The 24,082-nt window shown below is 40.4% G+C and carries 21 protein-coding genes and 3 pseudogenes; 20 read left to right on the plus strand and 4 right to left on the minus strand.

Annotated elements, in window-relative coordinates; genetic code table 11:
• Positions 1-935 precede the first annotated feature (935 nt).
• From Q7J63_RS13235 to Q7J63_RS13250, 4 genes are all read left to right on the plus strand, one after another.
• On the plus strand, positions 936-1,694 hold the full coding sequence (locus Q7J63_RS13235) for an oxidoreductase (RefSeq protein ID WP_304886788.1): 759 nt from the start codon (positions 936-938) through the stop codon (positions 1,692-1,694).
• 8 nt (positions 1,695-1,702) lie between these two features.
• The gene (locus Q7J63_RS13240; protein ID WP_304886790.1) at positions 1,703-2,203 is read left to right on the plus strand and encodes a hypothetical protein; all 501 of its coding nucleotides are present in this window, start codon (positions 1,703-1,705) and stop codon (positions 2,201-2,203) included.
• A gap of 9 nt (positions 2,204-2,212) precedes the next feature.
• Positions 2,213-3,121, plus strand: coding sequence for an AraC family transcriptional regulator (locus Q7J63_RS13245; RefSeq protein ID WP_304886792.1), 909 nt, complete (start codon positions 2,213-2,215; stop codon positions 3,119-3,121).
• 481 nt (positions 3,122-3,602) lie between these two features.
• Positions 3,603-4,394 (plus strand): DUF3050 domain-containing protein, encoded by a 792-nt coding sequence (locus tag Q7J63_RS13250; protein ID WP_304886794.1) that lies wholly within the window; start codon positions 3,603-3,605, stop codon positions 4,392-4,394.
• Positions 4,395-4,635: 241 nt separating this feature from the next.
• Here the strand turns inward: Q7J63_RS13250 and Q7J63_RS13255 are convergent, their stop codons facing one another.
• The 4 genes from Q7J63_RS13255 to Q7J63_RS13270 all read right to left on the minus strand — a co-directional run bounded on the left by Q7J63_RS13255 (position 4,636) and on the right by Q7J63_RS13270 (position 7,749).
• On the minus strand, positions 4,636-5,157 hold the full coding sequence (locus tag Q7J63_RS13255; RefSeq protein WP_304886796.1) for a hypothetical protein: 522 nt from the start codon (positions 5,155-5,157) through the stop codon (positions 4,636-4,638).
• 22 nt (positions 5,158-5,179) lie between these two features.
• Positions 5,180-5,920: an ImmA/IrrE family metallo-endopeptidase gene (locus tag Q7J63_RS13260; protein WP_304886798.1), complete on the minus strand. Its 741-nt coding sequence runs from the start codon at positions 5,918-5,920 to the stop codon at positions 5,180-5,182.
• On the minus strand, positions 5,907-6,254 hold the full coding sequence (locus Q7J63_RS13265) for a helix-turn-helix domain-containing protein (RefSeq protein WP_304886800.1): 348 nt from the start codon (positions 6,252-6,254) through the stop codon (positions 5,907-5,909). Before Q7J63_RS13265 ends, Q7J63_RS13260 begins: the two co-directional genes overlap by 14 nt.
• Positions 6,255-7,077: 823 nt before the next feature.
• Positions 7,078-7,749, minus strand: coding sequence for a porin family protein (locus tag Q7J63_RS13270; RefSeq protein WP_022582266.1), 672 nt, complete (start codon positions 7,747-7,749; stop codon positions 7,078-7,080).
• A gap of 823 nt (positions 7,750-8,572) precedes the next feature.
• On the opposite strand from Q7J63_RS13270, the gene Q7J63_RS13275 reads away from it, so the two are divergent.
• From Q7J63_RS13275 to Q7J63_RS13350, 16 genes and pseudogenes are all read left to right on the plus strand, one after another.
• Positions 8,573-9,676 (plus strand): porin, encoded by a 1,104-nt coding sequence (locus Q7J63_RS13275; RefSeq protein WP_304886803.1) that lies wholly within the window; start codon positions 8,573-8,575, stop codon positions 9,674-9,676.
• Positions 9,677-9,775: 99 nt separating this feature from the next.
• A complete protein-coding gene (locus Q7J63_RS13280) occupies positions 9,776-10,195 on the plus strand; it encodes a hypothetical protein (RefSeq protein ID WP_304886804.1) in 420 nt (139 codons plus the stop codon).
• A gap of 449 nt (positions 10,196-10,644) precedes the next feature.
• Positions 10,645-11,214, plus strand: coding sequence for a Crp/Fnr family transcriptional regulator (locus Q7J63_RS13285; RefSeq protein WP_304886805.1), 570 nt, complete (start codon positions 10,645-10,647; stop codon positions 11,212-11,214).
• 80 nt (positions 11,215-11,294) lie between these two features.
• Positions 11,295-11,864, plus strand: a complete 570-nt coding sequence (locus Q7J63_RS13290; RefSeq protein ID WP_304886806.1) for an NAD-dependent epimerase/dehydratase family protein — start codon at positions 11,295-11,297, stop codon at positions 11,862-11,864.
• A gap of 75 nt (positions 11,865-11,939) precedes the next feature.
• Positions 11,940-12,362, plus strand: coding sequence for a hypothetical protein (locus Q7J63_RS13295; RefSeq protein WP_304886807.1), 423 nt, complete (start codon positions 11,940-11,942; stop codon positions 12,360-12,362).
• A gap of 673 nt (positions 12,363-13,035) precedes the next feature.
• A complete protein-coding gene (locus Q7J63_RS13300) occupies positions 13,036-16,854 on the plus strand; it encodes a TaqI-like C-terminal specificity domain-containing protein (RefSeq protein ID WP_304886808.1) in 3,819 nt (1,272 codons plus the stop codon).
• Between the two features lie 260 nt (positions 16,855-17,114).
• Positions 17,115-18,857 carry a TrkH family potassium uptake protein gene (locus Q7J63_RS13305; protein ID WP_304886809.1) on the plus strand — a complete coding sequence of 581 codons (1,743 nt, stop codon included), beginning with the start codon at positions 17,115-17,117 and terminating at the stop codon, positions 18,855-18,857.
• 12 nt (positions 18,858-18,869) lie between these two features.
• Positions 18,870-19,562, plus strand: coding sequence for a TrkA family potassium uptake protein (locus Q7J63_RS13310; protein ID WP_019598560.1), 693 nt, complete (start codon positions 18,870-18,872; stop codon positions 19,560-19,562).
• On the plus strand, positions 19,559-19,822 hold the full coding sequence (locus Q7J63_RS13315; RefSeq protein WP_304886811.1) for a hypothetical protein: 264 nt from the start codon (positions 19,559-19,561) through the stop codon (positions 19,820-19,822). Before Q7J63_RS13310 ends, Q7J63_RS13315 begins: the two co-directional genes overlap by 4 nt.
• A 29-nt stretch (positions 19,823-19,851) precedes the next feature.
• Positions 19,852-20,916 carry a porin gene (locus tag Q7J63_RS13320; RefSeq protein WP_304886813.1) on the plus strand — a complete coding sequence of 355 codons (1,065 nt, stop codon included), beginning with the start codon at positions 19,852-19,854 and terminating at the stop codon, positions 20,914-20,916.
• An 85-nt stretch (positions 20,917-21,001) separates the two neighbouring features.
• Positions 21,002-21,304 (plus strand): addiction module antidote protein, encoded by a 303-nt coding sequence (locus Q7J63_RS13325; RefSeq protein ID WP_304886815.1) that lies wholly within the window; start codon positions 21,002-21,004, stop codon positions 21,302-21,304.
• 459 nt (positions 21,305-21,763) lie between these two features.
• Positions 21,764-22,222, plus strand: a complete 459-nt coding sequence (locus Q7J63_RS13330; RefSeq protein WP_304886817.1) for a mobile mystery protein A — start codon at positions 21,764-21,766, stop codon at positions 22,220-22,222.
• A complete protein-coding gene (locus tag Q7J63_RS13335; RefSeq protein ID WP_304886819.1) occupies positions 22,213-22,809 on the plus strand; it encodes a mobile mystery protein B in 597 nt (198 codons plus the stop codon). Before Q7J63_RS13330 ends, Q7J63_RS13335 begins: the two co-directional genes overlap by 10 nt.
• A 307-nt stretch (positions 22,810-23,116) precedes the next feature.
• Positions 23,117-23,397: pseudogene (locus Q7J63_RS13340) on the plus strand (type II toxin-antitoxin system RelE/ParE family toxin).
• A 3-nt stretch (positions 23,398-23,400) separates the two neighbouring features.
• Positions 23,401-23,699 (plus strand): annotated as a pseudogene (locus tag Q7J63_RS13345) (HigA family addiction module antitoxin).
• 110 nt (positions 23,700-23,809) lie between these two features.
• Positions 23,810-23,944 (plus strand): annotated as a pseudogene (locus tag Q7J63_RS13350) (type II toxin-antitoxin system HigB family toxin); the annotation flags it as partial.
• Positions 23,945-24,082: the final 138 nt, after the last annotated feature.

The following is a 24,082-nucleotide window of genomic DNA, read 5'->3' on the forward strand; positions in this document are numbered from 1 at the left end:
ACTACTCCTTCCTATCCTTCGAATTTGCAATTCGAGTAACAAGGACATTCCGTTGAAGCCGGATTCGTTTATTCTTTTTGCCATTGGAAATGGCTTATTGCGTGGGGTATCCCATTGGGAATTCACCAATATTTTGGTGTAGTAAAAACTACACCCAGTGTGCTGGGCGTAATGTCAGGCGCCAGGCGTAGTATTCCACTACGCCTTCCTATCCTTCGAATTTACAATTCGAGTTTCAAGGACATTCGGTTAAAGCCGGATTCGTTTATTCTTTTTGCCATTGGAAATGGCTTATTGCGTGGGGTATCCCATTGGGAATTCACCAATATTTTGGTGTAGTAAAAACTACACCCGGTGCCCGAGACGTAGTATCCCACTACGCCTCCCAAATGCCAAACCCTTCAAAATTCCCCTTTGAAGAACCAAGTCCAAAAAAAGCAAAATCTATCCAAGCTTCCGCAATTCGTATCCGCCCAGGGATCAGCCCCACGCTACATTTGTGTTGTCATCTGAATTTTCAAATTGGAAATATCCATTCAGCTTCGTCATTGGGGTTGGAACTGCAAGAAAAGCAAGCGATTTGGAGAATGGGGCTGAGCACTGAAAAGTTGATTCAGAAATAGCAAACAATTGGCGGATCATCAGGCAATTTCAGGATGGAGTTAAAATGGAAATCTATAAAACGGGTTAAACACTAAATATGCATTCATTTTCCAAATGGGATTGAAACTGCAAGAAAATCGGCCTATTGGGAGACTAATTCCTGACAACAATAGGCTGAAGTCAAAAACAATCAGCAAATAATTGAACATCATTTCATTACAATATTGAATTGAGTTCTTGATGTATAAAACGGGTTAAACAAGACAACAATGGGCAAAGTGATTTTAATAACCGGTGCCTCCTCAGGCATGTGCAAATAAGCGGCAAAGGCATTGATCAAACAAGGTCATACCGTGTATACCGCAGCAAGAAGGCTGGACAGCATGAATGATCTGGCGCAAATGGGTGGTTTTCCCATTCAAATGGATGTCTCGAAAAAAGCAGATATTGAAAATGCAGTAAAAACCATCATCGACAAAAGCAATAAAATAGATATCCTTTGGAACAATGCCGGGTTTGGGCTCTTTGGCTCGGTAGAGGAAATCTCCATCGAAGAGGCCCGTAGGCAGTTTGATGTGAATCTTTTTGGTTTGGCCGCCCTGACACAGCAGGTTATCCCCTATATGAGGGAAGCCAAATCAGGAACCATCATCAATACTTCCTCCATGGGAGGCAAAATGTACACGCCGCTTGGGGCTTGGTATCATGCAACCAAGCACGCACTGGAAGGATGGAGCGATTGCCTGCGGTTGGAATTGAAACAATTTAATATCCATGTAGTGATCCTTGAACCTGGAGTTATCGCCACGGCTTTTGGCGAGGTCCTCTATGAACCCATGCTAAAAGTATCGGGAAATGGGCCCTACAAGAAATTTGCCATGGCCGTAGCGGAAGCCACCAAGAATACCTACAGCAAACCCAATGGCGCTTCCCCTTCGTCGGTGATTTCTGATACCCTCGTCAAGATCGTCAATGCACGCCAACCAAAAACGCGTTATCGAGTAGGCAAACTCGCAAAACCCCTGGTTTGGATGAGAACTTATTTGGGCGATACTCTTTTTGATAAAATAATTTTAAGTCAGATTAAATAACGGAAACCATGCATCCAATCACAGCGACCACACAGTGGGTAAAGGGCGAAGTCCTGCAAGGAAGAATCATGTTTGGCTTCGCCATTCTTATGATTTTCACCTTCTTGTATTTTACGGATCTCCAAGAATCATTTTATAAGGGTATGGCATGGCCCTTTGCCTTGCTCATGTTTTTTTTGCTCGGATACGGAGGGTTTCAAATGTCCATGAGACCCAAACACATAGAAAAAGTAGCGCAAGAAATGCACAGCAACCCAAAAGTTGCCCTGAAAACCGAACTTGATAAAGCCCAAAAAGACGACCTGATCTACAGCAGGCTCAAAGTGATTTGGGTTGTTTCGTTTTTCTTCTCAGCCATCTTGTACTTTGTCCTAAAAAGTGATCTTTGGCAAGGAATGAGCTTGGGTTTTGCGGGATTTTTTTTGGCGGCATTCATTATTGATTCCTTTCTCCACCACCGGCTCAAAACCTATTTGGAAGCTTTACGGATATTGACCCCAATTGACTAATTTTAGAGCATGGAAAAGAACATCCTCGCCATCAAAACCATCACCGATTTGCATGACCTTTTTGGTTTGCCAAAACCGAAACACCCCTTGATTTCTGTGGTGAGACATTCTGATTTGGTGATGGATTTCAACTATAAAGATCAGCGAATCAGCTTAGAGATGTATTTGATCTCCTTAAAAGGCAGTCAGGAGGCGGTATTGAAATACGGGAGAAACAAATACGATTTCCAGGAAGGTTCTTTGGTATTTATGGCCCCCAACCAGGTTTTTTCATTCAGTGAAACCGAATTTTCCCAATCAAAAAATGAGTGGACCATTCTGGTGCATCAGGATTTTATCCACAGCTCGGGATTGAGTCAAGCCATTCAGCACTATCAATTTTTTAATTATGAAGCCAATGAAGCCCTACATCTATCCGATGGGGAGAAAACTTCCATCACCGAAATCGTACACAAAATAGAAAAGGAATACCACCAAAACATCGACAAGCACACGGATGACATCATGTCCATCAATTTGGAATCCCTGCTGAAGTATTGTCAACGATTTTATGACCGACAATTTATCACCCGCAGAAATCTCAACAAGGGGGTTTTGGTGGAATTTGAACAGTATTTAAATGCCTATTTTCAAAACGAATTGACTACTAAAGGCATCCCGAGTGTTGGACAGTGCGGTGAAGCGCTCAACCTGTCCCCGTATTATTTGAGCGATGTCCTGAAGGCCGAGACCGGCAAAAGCACCAAAGAACATATTGACCTTCACCTTGTCAATAAAGCCAAAGGTTTGCTTCTACAATCCAAAGACAGCATCAGTGGCATCGCCTATGCATTGGGTTTTGAATACCCCAACCATTTTAGCAAACTCTTCAAGGCGAAAACAGGATTGAGCCCGAGTGAATACAGGAGCTACAACTAGAAATAATATCCCGGCATTCTTTTTTCAGCCTCCCCAGAAGGCGCTACAACCTGACGCGGGAAAGTGCATCCCACTGCAAATATGGATCTTGCATTTTTTGGTCATTCTTCTTTCTTCTATTTATTGGGTTTGAACCCGAATTCTAAGACAGCGGAAAAGTAACGTAAAACATCTAACTTGATTAAGTTAGATGGAATATGCATTAGGCTTTCTTAGGATTTTGAAACCGAAAGAAAATCAGAAAATTAGGAGACTAATTCCTGACACCGATATGTTGAAATCCTTAAAAGTCAACAATTGACTAATTATCAAACAATTACAGTATTGAATGGCGTTTGTAATGCATAAAACGGGTTTAACAAGGTTTCCCCTGAACATTTCGACTTTCAATGGGGTTTAAAAAGGAGTAGATTTCAACTCATCCATGCCTGTCGGTTTTCATGGCAAAGCCCAAAAATCAGCAGACAAAAATCCAAAAACAATGAATGCACAAATAGAGAAAATAAGAAGGACCATCGCGCCATTACAGGAGGAAATCACCAACCACAAAGTTTATTCCATCATCCAAGACGTCGACGACTTGAAGATTTTCATGCAATACCACATTTATGCGGTATGGGACTTTATGTCATTGCTCAAAACCCTTCAAAACAACCTGACCTGCACGACCGTCCCCTGGTTTCCCAGAGGCTCGGCAGATACCCGACACCTTATCAACGAAATTGTCGTGGGGGAAGAGTCGGATGTTGACGCCAATGGGATCAGGAAAAGTCATTTTGAACTGTACCTCGACGCCATGAATCAATGCGGGGCAGACACCCAGCCCATTGATCAATTCATTGCGGCATTGAAAAAATCCGGCGATTTCCAGACGGCATATCTGGCCTCAAATACCCCCCAAGCTGCCCGAAACTTTGTGGATTTCACCTTCGACATTATTAGAAGCAACAAGGACCATCTGCAAGCTGCAATTTTCACTTTTGGACGCGAGGACCTTATCCCCGGTATGTTTATAGCACTGGTCAATGACATCCACAAGAATTTTCCCGACAGCATTTCGACCTTCAAATATTACCTCGAAAGACACATTGAAGTTGACGGAGACCACCATAGCCACCTTGCCTTGGAGATGACCTCCAACCTCTGCGGAACGGATGAAAATCGCTGGAAAGAAGCCGAACAAGTGACGATCCAATCCCTGGAAAAACGGATTGAACTTTGGGATGGGGCTTACAACCAAATCATCAAAAGGAAAATCACTGCCGATATATAAGCAAAAAACCCTTCCGAGCATTCGGAAGGGTTTTTTATTTCAGTGCAAGGCGGATACTTGGACTGGGAGAATCCGAATCGCGGGCTCGTTTCTGTGTAGGATTGCAAATCCTGGTTTATCTGTGGTTCGAGATTATAAATCTCAAACAGTTGGTAAATCAGACGAATTGAAGGATAAGCGTAGTGCCATCTTGCCAATAATGAAAATCAAAATTTTTATAATACCCGGCTAAGCAGGATCACTAAAAACCAATCTTAACGGTTTCAAAGTGACGCTTCCGATGTTCACTAACAGAAGAGCAACACAAGTAGCTTCCTCCTCCCTTTGTTATCCGCTTGACACATGCATCAGCCTCCAAATCATTTAGAATTCCTCGAGCCACTGCCACACATAAAATATCCAAGGTAGTCAGGTAAGCCATGTCATGTTCCACACAAAATGGCTTTAGATCTTTAGTATTGCTGCTGGCAATAATATCAGAATGATATTTACAATAGATCAAACTGGCACGCTCTCCATCCCCGGTTATCCTTCGCTTTAAAGCCATAAATTCTTGAAAAAGCTGCGGATTGGAGGTAGTCGGAAATTGAATTTCATTTATTCCTGAAAACAAAAATATGGCATCAAGATTTGCTTGGATTGTCCTATTATTACGGAGTTCATCTAAAACAATGTCCAACATAAAAACCCTTCCCTCATACAGTTCCTTTAATAAGGATATCCTTTCCGCCTTAAATAAATGGATAAGCACATCGGCATCCAATAATATTTTTGGTTGCAATACCTTATTCTTCCCCATTATCAGCAGTCTGCAAAGGGTCGATATTGACCGAGTTTAAAAATTCAAAGTAGAGGGATTCAGACATTTTCCTTTCCCCGTACAACTGATTGGCCAAAACCGCATAATCGCCTACCACTAGATTTTCATTTCCCTTAAAAAAAAGTCTCCCATCATATCCAAGGCGATTAGCCCTGGAACTCAATCCTCCGCTAAACGCATCAAAATAAGATTTATCCACCAGACCCATTGCAAACAATCTAAAGATGACGGCCTTGACAGATACTGAATAATATTGCTGGATTTTGAAAATTGTTTGTTCACTTATTTTACCTGATCGTTCGGCAATGGGAATTAAATTTAACATGCCTGTTTCCGGCAACAATAAATTGGCGGCAAACAAATCCGCTTTTTTTTCCTCTAAATCCTTTTGATTGGAAAACAATCCTGTCACACATTTCCGGGAAACGAAGTTTTCCTGTACAAAAAGGTGGTACAACTCGTGGGCAATCGTAAAGTGCTGCCTTCCCAAAGATTGTCCATGATTAACCAGCATAAACCGATCTTCCTGCACTTTCAAAGCCATACCAGACAATCCCTCCCCCAAATCAGAAAAAACAGTGATGACATTGTTTTTCAACAGGAAGCTTTTTAAGTAAATGGGATCCGTTTCTGCATATCCAAATTTTTGCCTGAAGCCCGAGGCTTTTTCCTTAAGCTCCAACCGAAGCAAATCATCCTTCTTCACTTGCCATCTTTTTCATTTTTAGATAATTTTTTACAACCTTTTGAAATTTGGCGATGGCCTGCAGACCAACCGTATCCAATCCTTCATTTCTAAATGCAAAGGCATGATTTACAGTATTTTTATACCCATCCATTTCCATTAAATCCTCAACCTCAATATTGAAAAGATCAGAAATTTTCTTCAGGTGTACAAAAGAAACTTCACGCCTCCCCGCTTCATAATGCGCGATTAAGGAACGGTCCACTCCTAAAAACTCTGCTACCTGAAGTTGGGAATAACCTCCGCTTTCCCTAAAGGAATATAGATTTTGCCCGATTATATGTTTGAGTTCCATAGTTGTTTGTTATAAAAAAATATTGTCACGAATTTAACTTAAATTCTTCATCATTTTTAAATACGTGACAGATTATTTTATCTTTTTATAGGATCTGAAACTACACCTAGCGTGTTCGGCGCAATTTCAGGCGCTAGGCGTAGTATTCCACTACGCCTTCCTATCCTTCGAATTTGTAATTCGAGTAACCAAAACATTCAGTTGAAGCCGGATTCGTTTATTCTTTTTGCCATTGGAAATGGCATATTGCGTGTGGCTTTCCATTGGGAATTCACCAATATTAGGGTGTAGTATAAACTACACCCAGTGCGGTATAAACTACACGGAGGGCGCTAGGCGTAGTATTCCACTACGCCTTCCTATCCTTCGAATTTGCAATTCGAGTAGCAAGAACATTCGGTTGAAGCTGGATTCGTTTATTCTTTTTGCCATTGGAAATGGCATATTGCGTGTGGCTTTCCATTGGGAATTCACCAATATCTGGGGGTAGTAAAAACTTAACCTATGGCGCTAGGCGTAGTATGCCACTACGCCTTCCTATCCCTCGAATTTGCAATTCGAGTAGCAAGAACATTCGGTTGGAGGCTGATTCGTTTATTCTTTTTGCCATTGGAAATGGCATATTGCGTGTGACTTTCCACTGGGAATTCACCAATATTAGGGTGTAGTATAAACTACACCCAGTGCGGATACTTGGACTGGGAGAATCCGAATCGCGGGCTCGTTTCTGTGTAGGATTGCAAATCCTGGTTTATCTGTGGTTCGAGATTATAAATCTCAAACAGCTGGGTGTAGTATAAACTACACCCAAGGAAGGCTCGTATTAATTTCCTCCAAATCGGTAACCCAAAGATATCCCAAGTACCCTGTTGTTCACTTTGGCACCACCTTCAGAACTCGGCGAAATATTTGCCAGACCCAAACCATAAGACAATCCAATTTGAATCGCATTTATTTCTACCCCTGCCCCAAAAGACAAACCATAATCAAGCCTTCTAAAGTCATCATCTTCACCCGAACCCCATTTAACATCTTCTTCGGTTTTTTCAGTTTCGCCCATGCTGGTGAATTCAGATTTGATTTTCCCGCTTAAACCCATTCCAATATAGGGCCCGAAAGCACCATAAATTTTTGCTGACCCCAGGTCAGCCGTGGCCTTGGCAAGCAGCGGAATATCAAGATAAAGAAGATTCACTCTCGAATCAAACTCAACCATTTCCTCAAAAATCGATTCTTCTTCACTTATTTTCACTCCTTTACTGGAGAGAAGTAAGCCGGTTTCAAATGAAAACACCTCGGATATTGGGAATTCCGATGTTACCCCAAAAAGGAAACCCGGATTCATCTTAAAATCATCACTGTAGGTGCCCTCATCATCTTTTGCAAGAAATTTTGACAAGTTCAATCCGCCTTTGACCACAAATGATTGCGCATAAGACTCCGTAGCCATTGTGAATCCCATAACCACAACAAACAGTTTTAATAGATTTTTCATGTGGAATTTGCTTATTTTTTTCCTACTCGTAAGGTTTTTCAGTATCACCCCGTTTTTTAAAGTGGGCTCTGGTCTCCACTTTTTTGTTTTCTTTTGTTTCAGTACTCTGGTAAATCAAAACCCTTAACCACTATCTGATCATGAAGCATTTTCAAGATGAAATAGCCTTCAAAAACCTAACATGGGTAGTCTTGTGCTTTGACCTGGGTTACCAAAAAAGATGTTGGAATTGATGTTCGTAAAATCCATTCTTTGATGATTTCAGGACCAAAAAAAATTTGTACAGTCCTTTTATACTATTGAAATACGCTTAGGAAAAATTTGAAACAAGACAAAAATAAAATTAATTAAAGAATTATTTATTTACATATTAAAATTATAATAAATATAATATATAGTTTTTCATTTAAAAACTATTATTAAATTAATATTTTAAAATTTATTTTTTACCAAAGAATAAGATTAAAAAGCAGCCTTTTAAGATTAGCCGAAAATATCGACAAAGGTATTTTCTTGTCATCGAATTGCATTCCAGACCCTTGTCAAGCGGCTTACCCTGATCATCATGATGCATTCCCAGGTCCAAACCAACCAGAATTTGCCCACCAATAACTAAAACCCATTATTCTCCAAATAGCCTGATTTTCATTCCGTTTCAGACCCCTTTAAAGAATGATCTGGTCCGAGGGATTACAAATCTTAAATTGTTTGTTCGTTTCAGAGCAGGATTGCAAATCCTGAATTACCTTTGGTTAAAGATTGCAAATCCCGAACAACGCGGACAGCGAAATCCCGAAGAGCATGGCGGTTAAAACTAAAATGGATGAAGCTTTTTAAAGGAATATTGCTGTTGAGCTTGATGAGTTTCAGCCTATCCGCGCAGGTCGACAGCGTTTGGCAACAGAAACCAGAAATAAGCATTTTCGGTTTTACTGACGTGTTTTATCTCTATGATCTTAACGAGCCCCAGGGCATGGAAAGGCAGCCGTTTTTGTTCAACCATAACCGACACAATGAATTCAATTTGAATTTGGGCTTGGTGAAATTGGCCTTGGCCCACACGAAATACAGAGCCAATTTTGCCTTGCAGACAGGCACCTATGCCAATGACAATTATGCAGCAGAACCCGGACTGTTGAAAAATATTTTTGAAGCCAACATCGGCATTTCACTCAACAAGAAAAACAACCTGTGGTTGGATACCGGAGTTTTGCCTTCCCATATCGGCTTTGAAAGTGCCATTTCCATGGACAATATGACCCTGACACGTTCCTTGATGGCGGAGAATTCACCCTATTTTTTGACAGGCGCAAAATTGACCTACACGCCCAACCAGAAATGGGAATTCGCGGGACTGATGGTCAACGGTTGGCAACGCATTCAACGCTTAGAGGGAAATTCCCTCCCGGCATTTGGAACCCAAGTGAACTTCAGCCCAACCGAAAAAACAACCCTAAACTGGAGCACATTTATCGGTACAGACGATCCAGATGCCAACAGGCGCATGCGTTACTTCAGTAACTTTTATGGACAATTTCAACCCACGGAAAAATTGGGTTTTGTCACAGGCCTTGACATCGGGACCCAACAAAGATCAAAGGGAAGTACAGCTACTGATTTTTGGCTCAGCCCTGTCTTCATAGGACAATACGCCCTCAACAACACCTGGAAAACCGCGATCCGGGCCGAATACTACCAGGACGAAACGGGCATTATGATTCCAACTGAAACTGCGAACGGTTTCCGGACCACTGGTCTTTCCATCACTCTAGACTACTCCCCTGCCCCAAACCTGGTTTGCAGACTGGAAGGACGATGGCTGAAGAGCAAGGACAAGATCTTTGAAACCAAAACAGACCCAACACATCATAACCTGATCATCGCCGCATCCATGGCCATTCAGTTTTCGGAGACCTTCAGGAAATAGGACGATTACCAGGATTACAAATCCTGTAATATCTGGGTTCGGGATTGCAAATCCCGAACAGCGGATTTACATTGGCAGCCGCAATTAAAAATGTGAACCATGAAATACCTCCTCTTTGTCTGCTCCATATTTGCCATTGGCTGCTCCCCTTTCAGCAAGATTGCCGAAGAAACGAAAATTGGTTCCGAGGACAATTATGTGTCGGTTTCCAATCCGGAAGCCAATTTCCATTCCCTGACTTTTGGGGATTTTGAATTTGCGGTCAATCAAAAGCAGTTCAGAAACCTGAACCCCGCAAAACCAATTTTTAGGAATATCCTGTTTTATGCCATCGCCGACCAACCTACATACGATTACTATGTGCTGGAGAATCCCAAAAACAGGACAATCGTCCATCCGGATTACATTTTGAAAGACACCCTCCTGGGCAATACCCAGATCACCGTCGCCATTTCCAAAAACGCGCCAACATCAGACCTTGATTTTATCCGAAGCAAAATCAGCGTCGGAAAAAAGTAAGCGCTCCCAACAAGCATCGACTTGCAGCATTCCAGTATGGATTCACCAACATTAGGAGTAGTTGAAACTACACCCAGCGTGGGTAGCCTTTAATTCCCCTTTATTTGCAAAAGGCATGATCAGACTGATCATGACCACTGGAAATTGAATAAAATCTAATAAAAAGTCGATTAGAATACCCTTACTTTATATTTGCTAGATTGCATTGGTAAGCATCCCGCAAGAAGTTTTTGTAATCCCCTTATTCATTTGACCCGAAATATCCATTCGGTTTCCTTATGGTTTGAAACTGCAAGAAAATCAGACTATTTGGTGAACTAAAGTGTAGTAACAAATAGTGTGAGGGAAAAAACAACAAACAACTGAATGACAATTAAGTAATTATAGGGTGGAGTTGAATTGCTCTGGCAGAACATGGGTTTAATTTTTAAAAACAGAAAAGAGCTGGAATGGGAATAAAAGATGCCTTGAGGAAACAAATTGAAGCCATAGTCATATTGACAGACAATGAATATGATTTAGTACTGCGCCACTTTGAAGCCAAAAATTATAAAAAACATCAATATGTGGTGCAAGCTGGCTCTTCCGCACCTTATGATCATTTTGTGTCAAAGGGGCTCTTGAAATCATCTTTTACTGATGAAGATGGGAAAGAACACATCATTCAATTTGCCATGGAGGATTGGTGGATTTCTGACCCTCAGGCCTATCATAATCGGTTAGACGCTACTTTAAATATTGATTGTCTGGAGAATACCCAAGCACTGGCCATCTCTATAGACAACAGGGAAAAGCTTTGTGTCGAATGCCAAAAAATGGAGTATTTTTTCTTGAAAAAAACCACTGCAGGGTACATCGCCCTGCAAAAAAGGATTTTATCACTTATGAGCCAAAATTCTGAAGATCGCTACCGACTATTTAAAGAACTTTATCCTGATCTGGTCAACAGGCTTCCAAAAAAGTTGATCGCCTCTTATTTGGGTATCAGCCGTGAAACCCTTAGCCGCTTATCCATATAGTGTGACTTAGCGCACATGCATGGCGTGATCTATGTCCTTTTAGAACCCTGAAAAATTTCTGAAATTTGCAGATAAAAAAGATGGAAGATAAAATAGCATTGGTAGTTGGGGTAACCGGAATCACAGGAAGTAGTGTAGCCGATTCACTGATCAAGAAAGGATGGAAAACTTATGGGTTATCCAGAAACCCGAATATAAGCATTGAGTCCCTAATTCCTGTAGCAGCAAACTTGCTGGATGAAGCAGACCTGCAAAAAGCTTTGGCAGAGGTAAAACCCAGCCATGTATACCTATCTACCTGGATGCGCCATGCTACCGAAGCGGAAAACATAAAAGTAAACAGCAGCATGGTCAAGAATCTTTTGAATACCCTTTCACCTCATAAATCCATCAGACATGTCGCTTTGGTGACCGGACTTAAACATTATTTGGGACCTTTTGATGATTATGCCAAAGGAGCATCTCCACTGACGCCGTTTAGGGAAGATCATCCCCGTCTGGACACGCCTAATTTTTATTATGCACAGGAAGATGAGGTCTACGCAGCTGCTGCAAGAGACGGATTTACTTGGAGTATCCATCGCCCTCACACAGTCATTGGCAAAGCCGTAGGCAACTTGATGAATAAGGGCACTACCTTGGCAGTTTAAGCAAGCATCTGTAAGGAAAAAGGACAAGCTTTTACCTGGCCTGGATCTGAAGCACAGTGGGAAGGCATTTCAGATATGACAGATGCCAATGTTTTGGCAGATCAGTTGATCTGGGCTTCTACGACGCAGGCTGCTCAAAATAAAGCTTTTAATATCACCAATGGAGATATTTTTAGATGGAAATGGATGTGGGAACAAATCGCAAATTATTTCGGCTTAGAAATACAAGGGTATACAGGAGAGATCAAATCCCTGGAGCAGCAAATGGCAGGGGACGAAGAAGTATGGAATGATATCGCTTCGAAATACAATTTGAAAGAAAATAACCTTTTAAAGCTGGCCTCTGCCTGGCATACCGATTTGGATTTGAGCCGACCGATAGAGATTATGACAGATATGTCCTTGAGTAGGAAACTGGGATTTACAACCTACAAACCTACCCTGGATTCCTTTATTGAGCTTTTTGAAGATCTCCGTGCAGATAAATTAATTCCATAAAAATTATTGAAAAAAAGGAAAACCACTGAAAATCATCCATGGGAAAATTTTGCTTTTGAAACTACCCTTTCCACCAGAAGCCATTTGCATTCACTTGACAATCCAATGGTCTTGGATTGTCAAGTGAATGCTTTTTTTTTGGGCTAAACCCGGAAAAAGAAGAAAAAAATCCACACCAGCAGCAAAAAACTGCGCTAGGCGTAGTATGCCACTACGCCTTCCTATCCTTCGAATATGTAATTCGAGTAATGACAACATTCGATTGAAACCGGTATTCGTTTTTGCTTTAGCCATTGGAAATGGCTTATTGCGTGAGGCATTCCATTGGGAATTCAACAATATTTGGGTGTAGTAAAAACTACACCCAGGGCGCTAGGCGTAATGTCAGGCGCTAGGCGTAGTATGCCACTACGCCTTCCTATCCCTCGAATTTGCAATTCGAGTAGCAAAAACATTCAGCTGTAACCGGATTCGTTTTTCCTTTTGCCATTGGAAATGGCTTATTGCGTGAAGCATTTCATTGGGCATTCACCAATATTTGGATGTAGTAAAAACTACACCCAGCGCGGGCATGTAAAAATTCTATGGGCAATCGCTATTTTTTCAACATCCAGAACTAATAAGCCCCAGAAAAAAACTATCTTATGCCACCGAAAAGAAATTTACCGTGTAAATGAAAATCAACAGACTGAAACCGAGGAAGGCGCTCAACAAGGCATTTTTAAAAGTTAAACCGAACAGGACAGACATTGAGCGGTTTAAGACCAACCTGATCCAGCTGCTCGACAGGACCAATGACACCGAATCGGAGGAGTTCCATAAAAACCTGGTCATTGACTTTCTGAAGAAAACCTATTACGAGCCCAACCACTACATCAATACCAAAGGGCGAAATGACCTGGTCATCCACAACGGGGACAAGTCCAGCAGCCCGGTGGCCGTGATCATCGAAGCCAAAAAGCCGACCAACAAAACCGAAATGCCTCAGGTGTCCAATGGCGCCGAAAAGCTGAACACCAAAGCCTTTCAGGAACTGGTCCTGTACTATCTCCGCGAGCGGATCACACACAAGAATCTTGAGGTCAGGCAACTGGTCATCACCAATATCAATGAATGGTTTATCTTTGATGCCACCACCTTTGACCGCTTGTTTGCCCAAAACAAAAACCTGGTCAAGCAATTCCAGGATTTTGAAGGGGGACGCTTGGCGGATACCAAAACAGACTTTTTCTACAGACAGATCGCCGAACCGTTTATTGCGGCGCTCGAACCCGAAATTGAATTTACCTACTTCAACCTTCAGGATTACCAAAAACCGCTGCGGAACGCCGACAAAGCGGATGACAACATACTAATTGCCCTTTTCAAATTGCTGTCTCCCGAGCACCTCCTAAAGCTCCCCTTCACCAACGACAGCAACAGCCTCGACAAAAGGTTTTACAGTGAGTTTCTCCACATCATCGGGCTGACCGAAACCAAGGAAGGCGGCAAAAAACTGATCAACCGAAACAAAGAAGGCGAGCGGAATACGGGCAGTATCCTGGAAGATGCCATCATTCAGCTGGACAGCATGGACAAGATCAGCCGTCTGGAGCGCCCCAGCCAGTTTGGAAACACCCAACAGGAACGGCTATTCACTGTTGCCCTGGAGCTGACCATCACCTGGATCAATAGGATCCTGTTCTTGAAATTGCTGGAAGCCCAGCTCCTCACCTATCACCGTGGCGATACGGCTTATGCATTCCTGAATCTTGATAAAATCAAAAGCTATGACGACCTCAATGGTTTGTTTTTTCAGGTTCTGGCACGCAGGTACCCAGAACGAAACGAAGATGTAAAAAAAGCGTTCGACAAAGTCCCCTATCTCAATTCCTCGCTTTTTGAACCTACGGAAATAGAGCATTCCACTTTGTTTATCAGCAATCTGAGAGACGACAAGAAAATCCCGATTTTTTCGCAGACCGTCCTCAAAGATGACAAGGGCAAAAAGCTCAGCGGCGAAATGCCAACTTTGGAGTATCTGTTCCGATTCCTGGAGGCCTATGATTTTGGGGCAGAAGGTGGAGAGGATATTCAGGAAGACAACAAGACCTTGATCAATGCCTCCGTGCTAGGATTGATCTTCGAAAAAATCAATGGCTACAAGGAGGGGTCCATCTTTACACCCGGATTTGTCACCATGTACATGTCCGGTGAAACCATCCGGAAGGCAGTGGTACAGAAATTCAACGAGGCCAAAGGCTGGAATTGCAAATCCTTTGAAGAACTCAAAGAGGACATCCAAGAAGAAATAAAAGCAGGAAACAGAAAGGAAGTCAGAAAATCGGCCAATCAAATCATCAACAGCCTGAAGATCATCGACCCGGCCGTGGGCTCGGGACATTTCTTGGTTTCGGTACTGAACGAACTGCTCGCCATCAAAAGCGAGCTGAAAGTCCTGGTGGATGCCCATTACGAACCCTTGAGCAGCTATACGGTAGAAGTCGTCAATGACGAGCTTATCGTCACAGACGAAGAAGGGATATTGTACCAATACAATCCCAAATCCAAGGAGAGCCAACGCATCCAGGAAACGCTGTTCCACGAAAAGCAAATCCTGATCGAAAGCTGTCTATTTGGGGTGGATATCAATCCCAATTCGGTCAAAATCTGCCGGCTCAGGCTTTGGATAGAACTGCTGAAGAGTGCATATTACAAGCAGCAGGACGAAGACCTTCAAGGTTTTTCCCGGGAGCTCGAAACCCTGCCCAACATAGACATCAATATCAAATGCGGCAACTCGCTGGTCAGCCGCTTTGCCATAGATGCCGACCTGAAGCAGGCCTTGAAAAAGAGCAAATGGTCCATAGACAGCTATCGCATCGCGGTGGCGACCTACCGCAATGCCAAAACCAAGGAAGAAAAAAGAGAAATGGAGCGGCTGATTGCCGATATCAAATCGGATTTTCGGAGTGAAATCGCCAAGAACGACCCCAAGATCAAGCGCAAGGCCCAACTGGCCGGAGAACTCTACAACCTCACCATGCAGCAGGGCCTCTTTGAAGAAAGTCCCAAACTGAAAAAAGAACGCCTGGCCAAAGCCGCCAAACTGGAAGCCAACCTCAACCAACTGGAAACCGAAATCGAAGAAATCAAAGGCAATAAGATCTTTGAAAATGCCTTTGAATGGCGCTTTGAATTTCCGGAGGTGCTGAATGACGAGGGGGATTTTGTGGGTTTTGATGTGGTGATCGGGAATCCGCCTTATTTTTCAATGTCTAAATTAAAAGATCAGGCAGACTATTTTGCAAGAGCAGGTTTTGAAACCTATTCAAAGGGTACCGACATCTATTGTTTATTCTATGAATTGGGTGGACGAATACTCAGAAAAGAAGGCTTTTTGACCTATATCACTTCTAATTCTTGGCTACGTGCTATATATGGGACATTGTTAAAAGAACATTTGCTGAAATATCTGCAGCCCATCGCTTTAATGAATATTGAAGACGTCCAGATATTTGATGAAGCTACAGTAGAATCCAATATCATGATCTTACAGAAAAGGAAACTGACGGATTCCATCCTAGTGGTCAACTTATCTAATGATTATCATTTAGGAAGTTCTTTAGCAGAATATTTTAAAAAGAATCACTTTGATTTTGTCGTACCTGAAACATCTGAATGGTTTATAGGAGAACAGGTAGCAGGCGAATTGAAAATAAAAATTGAAACGGAGACCAAGCTATTAAAAGATTACGATGTTAAAATCAATTTTGGAATAAAAACAGGGTTCAATGAAGCCTTTATTATCAACGAAGAGAAGAAAAATGAATTGATTGATCTTGATGCCAAAAACTCTGAAGTCCTAAAACCAATTGTAAGAGGTAGAGATCTAAAAAGATATGCGCATGATTTTTCTAAACAATGGGCAATTTGCACGTTCCCAAGTCTGAAAATTAATATCTATGATTATCCAGATATAAATGATTATTTTTTAAAAGTTGGGAAAAAAAGATTAGAACAAAGTGGCGAAATTGGGAGTCGAAAGAAAACAAATAATAAATGGTTTGAAACTCAGGATTCAATATCATATTGGAAAGACTTTGAAAAACCGAAAATAATTTGGGGTGAAATTTCCGACAAGCCGAAGTTTGCCTATGATGATTCCAAGTTCTATGCAGAAGCCACAACTTTTTTAATGACTGGGGAGAAACTTAAATTTCTATTGGCCATCCTTAATTCAAGGGTTTCAGAATGGTATTTCAATCTTATAGGTACTACCACAGGAATGGGAACAAATAGATGGAAAAAATACAAAATCGAATTGTTGCCAATTAAAGAACCCTCAGAAAAACAAGAGCAAGAAATTGAAGAATTAGTGAATGAAATTCTTTCCATCAAAAAACAGGACTCTTCTGCCGACACAAGCGAGATTGAGAAACAAATAGATCAATTGGTTTATGCGCTTTATGGGTTGACGGAAGAGGAGATTGGGATTGTGGAGGGGGGTTAAGGTGGATTTTGGATGAAAGGAGAGATTACAGAAAGGAGTATCACTACCCAAGGAATTGAGCAAAGAATTTTTTAAAGTAAGGACTAGCCTCTCAAAAAAACAATTAGATTTGGATAAGCCAAAGATATCCGCTTGCTGCAGCGGTATTGGTCACAAGATGCTCCAATAGCGGGAGAATTGGGGGGAGGAAAAAAGTTGTCTGAAGCTTAGGAAACCGACACTTTGAACAGAATCCGACAGAAAAGGAAACAAAACAATAAATGAATTTAGACTTAAAATTGTTTTATAGAATTGCATTTTGGATTAGCCTGACAGGACTGATTGCCATTATTTCGGACTTCGGGTTTTATCAAAATGCCCTTTCTCAACGACTATTGGATAGCTTTTACTTTGTGGTGCTTGGAGTTGGCATCCTAGCAACAGCTGCCCGATATATTCAAAATGCCAAATTATTAGAAAGGAAAGTTTTTGTTTTTGACCTTATATCCATAGCATTTACGCTATGGGTATTTTACATGTATCTCTTTATAGGTGTACCCTTTGAAACCGATTTACTTCTCGAAAATCCCATTTGGGTCAAAATTGCTGTTCTGCTTACTTTCATTCGAGAGTCTTCGGAAATCAAAATAAACTTCAAAAGGACTGTTCTCAATCCGGCACAACTTTTCATACTGAGTTTTTTAGTCATCATTATTATTGGTTCATTTATATTGATTTTACCGAATGCTACTTATGACGGAATTTCCTATTTAGATGCTTTATTCACTTCAACCAGTGCAGTTTGTGTTACTGGATTGGTGGTGGTGGATACAGGCACACATTTTACATTGTTTGGTCAAACAATCATCATGATCTTAATACAAGTGGGGGGTTTGGGGATTTTGACTTTTGCGAGTTATTTCAGCTATTTCTTTAAAGGCGGCACTACTTATGAAAACCAATTGGCCTTAAGCGATATGACCAGCGCAAAGAAATTGGGAGAAGTATTTTCGACTTTAAAATACATCATTCTCATTACATTTGGTATAGAACTGTTTGCAGGATTTTTAATATACACGAGCATAGATTCCAGCAACTTTGGTTCTCAGTCGGAACAACTATTTTTCTCTGCATTTCATTCTATTTCGGCATTTTGCAATGCAGGATTTTCAACATTAACCAACAGTTTGTACGAGACAGGCTTTAGATTCAATTATTACCTTCAATTGGTTATTATTCTCACATTTGTACTTGGCGGTCTGGGTTTTCCAATAGTGGTGAACATTCTTAAATATTTAAAATACAAAATCATTACTTTATTTTCATCCAAAAGAAGTAAATACAGACCTTGGGTATTGAACTTAAACAGTCGAATTACATTGGTTACCACGCTTTCCATTTCATTGGTGGCTTTTGTCATTTTTTACCTTCTCGAATACAACAATACCTTAGCCGAACACAATGCATTTGGGAAAGTAGTAACGGCACTCTTTGGAGCAACCACACCAAGAACAGCTGGTTTTAACACCATAGACACCGCGGCGATGGCCCTACCCACTGTGATGATGGTATTTCTTTTGATGTGGATTGGTGCTTCGCCCCAATCCACGGGAGGTGGCATAAAAACAAGTACTTTTGCCATTGCGATATTGAATGTTTTGAGTTTGGCAAAAGGAAAATCAAGAACTGAAATTTACAGACGGGAAATAGCTGATATTTCTGTTCGGAGAGCATTTGCCATTATCTCTTTGTCATTGGTTGTCATCTGTTTTGCCATACTGTTTATTTCCTTTTTTGACCCCGAAAAACAATTAAAGGAAATCGCTTTTGAGTGTATTTCGGCATACAGTACAGTAGGTTTAAGTTTAGGCATTACAGGTGACTTGAGCAGCGTCAGTAAATTTATCATTATAGTTGTCATGTTTGTTGGACGTATCAGTATGCTTTCATTGGTGATAGCGGTATTCAAGAGAGCAAAGTATAAAAACTACAGCTACCCAAAAGAAGAAATCACAATAAATTAAAAATAGTAAAAGATGAAATATATCATATTCGGCCTTGGGAATTTTGGGGCTTCACTTGCTCAGAAACTCACTGAACTAGGGAATGAAGTCATCGGAATTGATAACAGCATGGCAAAAGTGGATGCTTATAAAGAAAAAATTTCTCATACGATTTGTATGGATGCAACAGACGAGTTTACTGTTTCAGGGCTTCCATTAAAAGAAACTGACATTGTGCTCGTTGCCATTGGCGAAGACCAAGGCGCAAATATTATGACAACAGCACTGTTGAAAAATTTTCAGGTCAAACGTTTGATAAGTCGAGCCATCAATCCATTGCACGAAAAGATTTTACAGGCGATCGGAGTGGATGAAATTGTACACCCCGAAGAAGAAACAGCTGAGCGATGGGCAAAAAAATTATGCCTTAGTAACGTCGTGGATTCTTTTGAATTAAATGCTGATTTCAGTATTATTGAAGCAAAAGTACCTGCTGATTACGTGGGTAAAACAGTTCGTGGAGTGGGTTTTCGTAAGGATTTTAATTTATTGGTACTGACTATCATTAAGAAAGTAGAAGTAAAGAGTGTTATCGGTAAATCCAAAACCGAAACACAGATTCAAGGTGTCGCATCAGCGGATACCATACTTGAACCAAACGACATTTTAGTTCTTTATGGTTCAAACAAGGATTTACAAATCTTCCTGAAACAAAAATTAAGATGATGAAAAAATTTGCATCCACAATATTGGTTTTAATAATTTCAGCATCCTGTAATTTGCAGGGCGATAAAACACAGATTGAAAATTCTGAAAAAAGTTCTATCGAGCATGAAATAAAAAAAATCCCTGAAAATAAAGTATCTGTAATTGTCTATGAAGGTTGCGAATACCTCATCTACAAAGAAGACTTGGACGGAAATTCATCCTATGGTTTTATGGCTCATAAGGGTAATTGTTCAAACCCAATTCATCAATGCAAGTAAGAATATATTTGATGCTGCTTTTTTCCTGTTTGAGCAATATTGTTTCGGCTCAAAATGACAGTATTTGGCAACAAAAGCCAGCTTTGAATATTTCGGCCTTTTTGGACGTTTTTTATGTGTATGATTTCAACCAACCACAAGGTGCAGAAAGACAAGCATTTCTATTTAATCACAACCGACACAACGAGTTTAACCTGAACTTAGGTATTGTGAAAGTTGGTTTGGAACACACAAAATACCGGGCAAATTTAGCCTTACAAACAGGCACTTATGCCAATGACAACTATTCAGAAGAACCTGGACTACTCAAAAACATTTTCGAAGCGAATGTTGGTTTGTCGCTTAACAGGAAAAATAATCTTTGGTTGGATGCAGGTGTTTTTGCGTCCCATATTGGCTTTGAAAGTGCTATTTCTGCCGACAATTGGACCTTGACACGGTCTATGTTGGCTGAAAACTCACCTTATTTTTTGTCAGGAGCAAAATTAACTTATCACCCAGGCAGCAAATGGGAATTTGCAGGATTAATCGTGAACGGATGGCAACGCATCCAACGGCTACAAGGAAATTCATTGCCCTCATTTGGAACTCAAATAAATTTTAGTCCTACAGAAAAAGTCACATTTAATTGGAGTACTTTCATTGGAACAGACGACCCCGATACGACAAGGAGAATGCGTTACTTCAATAATTTTTACGGGCAATTTCAATTGACAGAAAAGTTTGGCTTAATCACAGGATTCGACATCGGAACACAGCAGAGAATACAAGGGAGTTCAGTTTATGACCTTTGGTTGAGTCCAGTAATAATAGGACGATACACGATAAATAAAAATTGGAACACAGCCATAAGAGCAGAATATTACCATGACGAATCAGGAATCATCAATCCTACAAACACACCAAATGGATTTAAAACAAGTGGACTTTCATTAAATTTTGATTACTCACCGACAACAAATATCGTTTGTAGATTGGAAGGGCGTTGCTTAAACAGCAAGGACAAAGTTTTTGAAACTAAAAACACCCTGTCAGAGAACAATTTTATCATAGCGGCATCAATCGCAATCAGATTTTCAGAGAAAATAGAATAGTAAAATACAATCCTATAAAACAGACGGATTTGACAAATGACCCAGAAAACCAAAGGGTTTAAGGGTTCTAACTTAAATAAGAGCAATGGAAATTTCAAAATTTGATATCGCAGACTATTTAGACAATAACGAAATGATAGCCGAATACCTGAACACTGTTTTGGCAGAAGGGAATGATTCCGATGTCATTGTAGCAATCGGACATATTGCAAAATCAATTGGAATGACAAAGATTGCTCAAGAAACCGGCTTAAGCAGGCCCAGTTTATATAAAGCTTTATCTGATGGCGCTAAACCCCAATTTGAGACAATTATGAAAGTTTTAAGAGCAATCGGTGGAGAAATACAAATAAATCCCAACAACTTAAGAAAAAACACCACTAGGTAGACCATTGCCCCATAATCAGAATAAAAAACCCAAGAAAGCAATACTATTAAAGAAATACAGATCACCTATGTTCTTGAGTTTGGGGATTTGCAACACCAGGTCCAAATTACAGGAATGCCTGCTGTGCATTCACGCAGCATCCATCAAAGATTGGTCAGGGGCAAATCCTTTGGGATACGGGCTGAAAAAGCCAAAGATAAATATTCCCGAGGGTAGCCGTTTCTGGAAAAACCGAAGCGGGTGGTGGTTATTGAGTTCCTTTAATATCGGTGATGGGATATCCTTTGCTCTGTGGGAATTCGGATTTGCCGAATGCGTGTGCATCGTATGAATGCTCTGATAATTTTTTGGGGTCTTTGCAGTTTTTGTGATCGTCAGGTTATTGCCTGATTATAATTTTTATTTGTCAGGCATTAGCCTTACTTTTATGGATATTTAATCAGGTTAAAGGCTGACATTATGGATAAAAAGAAAATTCAACTCGATCAACTTGAATCAAAGGTAAAGCGATTTTCTCATGCCCAGGAATTGCCGAACCCTCCTACCGGATGGATTAGAGCCATCCGACTGGCTTTTGGGATGTCCTTGCAGCAGCTGGCCAATAAATTGAAAATGACAAAACAAAGTGTTCAGGAAATTGAGATGAGAGAAAAAGAAGGCTCAATAACACTTAGATCATTAAGAGAAACTGCAAGGGCTTTAGATATGGAGCTTGTCTATGGCTTTGTTCCAAAGGATGGGTCTTTGGAAAATTACCTTGATATAAAAGCCCGTTCTTTAGCTGAAAAAATAGTTTCCCGAACTTCAAACACCATGAAACTTGAAGATCAGGAAAACACGAAACAACAACTTAAAAAAGCGATTGAAGAACGGATAATCATTATTAAAAGAGAACTTCCCAAAGCTTTATGGGATTAGACTTGGTATACATCAATGGACAAACGCCATTAGATGAGGATGAAAAAGAAGCTCTCCTGATCCCTACAATAGCTAGCCGTGAAGAGTTGGACGAATTTGAACAACACAATATTGAAGAAGCCATGCAATGGGTTTTGAGTAGACCCTTAACAGCAAAAACGATTTTAACCGAAAAGTTTATATGTAATTTACATCAACGGATGTATGGAGACGTTTGGGCATGGGCTGGAAAATTCAGAAAGACCGGGAAAAATTTGGGTATAGATAAATGGCAAATTCCCACGGCACTGAAAAACCTTTGTGATGATACATACTACTGGATTCAAAATAAAACATTTACCGCTGATGAGACAGCTTTAAGATTTAAACACAGAATTGTAAGTATACATTGCTTTGCCAATGGAAATGGTAGACAGAGTAGATTGATGGCAGATGTAATTATTGGTAAGGTTTATAAAATGCCATTATTCAGTTGGGGAACAGATGATTTAGTACACGAGGGAAAGGCCCGTTCTAACTATCTACAAGCAGTCAGAGCAGCTGATAAGGGTGATTTTGAACAACTTTTGAGGTTTGCCAGATCCTAAAAAGGTGTCTTCTCTTCAAAAAGACAGGAATACCTGCTGCGCATTCATTCAGCATCCATCATGGATTGGGATCAAGTCACTTCAGACTTGCAGGTGTTAAGGAATCAACTTTTTTGACTTCTTAAAAACAGGAAAGAAAAGTTTTTATGAAAAGGTTGGTAAATAATTTTTTCGCCCCAAATATCTGATGAATTTTGGACGAAATAAGTTCAATAGAAAGTTGTTATAATGAATGTTTTTATCTCAAAAAATCCCTCCTATTAGAAACCTTTTTTACTTACGTTTAACGTTACTAACGTAACACATAATAATTGCAGGTTTTGGTTCAAAAGAAACTGAAAAAGTCTGGATAGGTGAACGGATTCCTAAATGGCCATTAGATATTCAGGAAACAGGAAGAAGAAAGCTTAGGATGCTTGATAACTCCCAAAATATTGCTGATTTACGAATTCCTCCATCAAATAGACTGGAAAAGTTATCAGATGATCTAAAAGGGTTTTATAGCATTCGGATCAATGGAGAATTGTCTTCAAATGGTCTGATGGGAATGCTTCTGAAGTAAAGATTATGGATATCATTGATTATTGATTTATGGAAAAATTAAGCAACATACAACCGGGAGAAGTTTTAAATGAGGAATTTTAAAACAATTTGAAATTTCAGCAGATAGACTATCAAAAGACATCAATATTCCCCAAACAAGAATCAGTGAGATTGTAAAAGGAAGGAGAAGAATTACAGCTGTTACAGCACTGAGGTTAAGTAAATATTTTGGCACAACTCCTAAATTTTGGCTGGGTTTGCAAGATGATGTTGACATAGAAGAAGAAAGAAATCAGATAATTAAAGAATTGGATAAAATTAAAAAGATAAAAATAAACGAGGCTTAATCGAATTACACCTATTCCGGCACTGGATTTAAAATTTCACCAAGTGCTGTCACGCCTAGCCCTTTTTTTTTCAACCCGGTATCGTGGTTTCGCTAAAAAAGCGGTAAAATAAGGATAATCGGATTGTGTTCAACATCAAAGGAAATGATTATCGGTTGATTGTAAAATTTAACTTTGAGTCTCAACTTTGTTGGATAAGATGTATTGGAACGCAAGCTGAGTACGATAACCTGTCCGGCAGCCAGGAATTAACGCAAACTGACTTTAAATATGATCAGAAAATTGAGTTCCAAATTGAAAACACCAACTGAAGTTTTAATTCAAGATTATTAAGCAGCCAAGCAGAAAGTAGTAACGCCAGCCCTGAAACATGCAGGTTTTGG

The sequence above is a fragment of the Rhodonellum sp. genome, assembly GCF_030656585.1.
GTDB lineage: Bacteria > Bacteroidota > Bacteroidia > Cytophagales > Cyclobacteriaceae > Rhodonellum > Rhodonellum psychrophilum.